This is a genomic window from Aquabacterium parvum (assembly GCF_001447195.1).
Classification (GTDB): Bacteria; Pseudomonadota; Gammaproteobacteria; order Burkholderiales; family Burkholderiaceae_C; genus Aquabacterium; species Aquabacterium parvum.
This window is the reverse complement of record NZ_LFRI01000282.1, coordinates 1-2,873: the sequence shown is the minus strand read 5'-3', so window position 1 is coordinate 2,873 and position 2,873 is coordinate 1. Positions and strand designations below refer to the sequence as shown.

Below are 2,873 nucleotides of genomic sequence, written 5' to 3'. Positions count from 1 at the left end.
CAAAGCCCCTGCAGAGCAGGGGCTTTGTTGGAGTAAGTAGCCTGACGATGTCCTACTTTCACACGGGAATCCGCACTATCATCGGCGCTGAGTCGTTTCACTGTCCTGTTCGGGATGGGAAGGAGTGGGACCAACTCGCTATGGTCATCAGGCTTAAACTGTTCACTGCACGAGGCTTGGCCTGGTGCAGTTCATTCGCAGAGTCGAGAATCATGTATCTTGATTGCGTTGTCGCAGAGGGCTCGCTTCTTTGAAGCGTTCACCCATCGGTTCACGCGGCTGGCGATCATGCACAGCCTCACAGTCCTGACGACCTGACTTTCAGATCATCAAAGTTATAGGGTCAAGCCTCACGGGCAATTAGTATTGGTTAGCTTAACGCATTACTGCGCTTCCACACCCAACCTATCAACGTCGTGGTCTACAACGACCCTTCAGGGGGCTCAAGGCCCCGGCAAGACTCATCTTGAGACGAGTTTCCCGCTTAGATGCTTTCAGCGGTTATCTCTTCCGCACTTAGCTACTCGGCAATGCCACTGGCGTGACAACCGATACACCAGAGGTGCGTCCACTCCGGTCCTCTCGTACTAGGAGCAGGCTCTCTCAATCTTGCAGCGCCCACGGAAGATAGGGACCAAACTGTCTCACGACGTTTTAAACCCAGCTCACGTACCTCTTTAAATGGCGAACAGCCATACCCTTGGGACCGGCTACAGCCCCAGGATGAGATGAGCCGACATCGAGGTGCCAAACACCGCCGTCGATATGAACTCTTGGGCGGTATCAGCCTGTTATCCCCAGAGTACCTTTTATCCGTTGAGCGATGGCCCTTCCATACAGAACCACCGGATCACTTAGTCCTACTTTCGTACCTGCTCGACTTGTCAGTCTCGCAGTCAAGCACGCTTATGCCTATGCACTATCAGCACGATTTCCGACCGTGCCTAGCGTACCTTCGAACTCCTCCGTTACACTTTGGGAGGAGACCGCCCCAGTCAAACTGCCCACCATACACTGTCCCCAACCCGGATAACGGGCCAAGGTTAGAACCTCAAACACACCAGGGTGGTATTTCAACGTTGGCTCCACCAGAACTAGCGTCCTGGCTTCAAAGCCTCCCACCTATCCTACACAGATCTGTTCAAAGTCCAATGTAAAGCTACAGTAAAGGTTCATGGGGTCTTTCCGTCTTTCCGCGGGGAGATTGCATCATCACAAACATTTCAACTTCGCTGAGTCTCTGGAGGAGACAGTGTGGCCATCATTACGCCATTCGTGCAGGTCGGAACTTACCCGACAAGGAATTTCGCTACCTTAGGACCGTTATAGTTACGGCCGCCGTTTACTGGGACTTCGATCAAGAGCTTGCACCCCATCAATTAATCTTCCAGCACCGGGCAGGCGTCACACCCTATACGTCGACTTTCGTCTTTGCAGAGTGCTGTGTTTTTATTAAACAGTTGCAGCCACCGATTCTCTGCGACCTCATTGGGCTCCCCAAGTAAATGGTTCACCTACTAAAGGCACACCTTCTTCCGAAGTTACGGTGTCAATTTGCCGAGTTCCTTCTCCAGAGTTCTCTCAAGCGCCTTAGAATACTCATCTCGCGCACCAGTGTCGGTTTGCGGTACGGTCGTCTATGGCTGAAGCTTAGTGGCTTTTCCTGGAAGCAGGGTATCACTCACTTCGTCTGCAAGCAGACCCGTTATCACCCCTCATCTAAGCCCGGCGGATTTGCCTACCAGGCACGACTACAGGCTTGAACCAACTATTCCAACAGTTGGCTGAGCTAACCTTCTCCGTCCCCACATCGCACCATAGATCGGTACAGGAATATTGACCTGTTTCCCATCAGCTACGCATCTCTGCCTCGCCTTAGGGGCCGACTCACCCTACGCCGATGAACGTTGCGTAGGAAACCTTGCGCTTTCGGCGAGGGGGCTTTTCACCCCCTTTAACGCTACTCATGTCAGCATTCGCACTTCTGATACCTCCAGCATCCTTCTCAAGACACCTTCGCAGGCTTACAGAACGCTCTCCTACCACTCACAGCAAAACTGTGAATCCGCAGCTTCGGTAACTGGCTTGAGCCCCGTTACATCTTCCGCGCAGGACGACTCGATCAGTGAGCTATTACGCTTTCTTTAAATGATGGCTGCTTCTAAGCCAACATCCTGACTGTTTTAGCCTTCCCACTTCGTTTCCCACTTAGCCAATTTTAGGGACCTTAGCTGGCGGTCTGGGTTGTTTCCCTCTTGTGTCCGGACGTTAGCACCCGGTGCACTGTCTCCCAAGCTGTACTCATCGGTATTCGGAGTTTGCATAGGTTTGGTAAGTCGCCATGACCCCCTAGCCTAAACAGTGCTCTACCCCCGACGGTAATACTTGAGGCACTACCTAAATAGTTTTCGGAGAGAACCAGCTATTTCCAAGTTTGTTTAGCCTTTCACCCCTATCCACAGCTCATCCGCTAGTTTTGCAACACTAGTCGGTTCGGACCTCCAGTGCGTGTTACCGCACCTTCATCCTGGCCATGGATAGATCACTTGGTTTCGGGTCTACACCCAGCGACTGAACGCCCTATTCGGACTCGATTTCTCTTCGGCTTCCCTATTCGGTTAACCTCGCCACTGAATGTAAGTCGCTGACCCATTATACAAAAGGTACGCCGTCACCTTGCGGCTCCGACTTTTTGTATGCATGCGGTTTCAGGATCTATTTCACTCCCCTCCCGGGGTTCTTTTCGCCTTTCCCTCACGGTACTTGTTCACTATCGGTCGATTACGAGTATTTAGCCTTGGAGGATGGTCCCCCCATCTTCAGACAGGATTTCACGTGTCCCGCCCTACTTATCGTGCACTCAGTTCCACAGA

2 rRNA genes are annotated in these 2,873 nt (G+C 52.2%); both read right to left on the bottom strand.

The window, feature by feature from the left end:
• Positions 1–39: 39 nt before the first annotated feature.
• Positions 40–152 (bottom strand): 5S ribosomal RNA (rrf, locus tag ABG80_RS10255).
• Positions 153–339: 187 nt separating this feature from the next.
• A 23S ribosomal RNA gene (locus ABG80_RS10250) occupies positions 340–2,873 on the bottom strand; the annotation flags it as partial.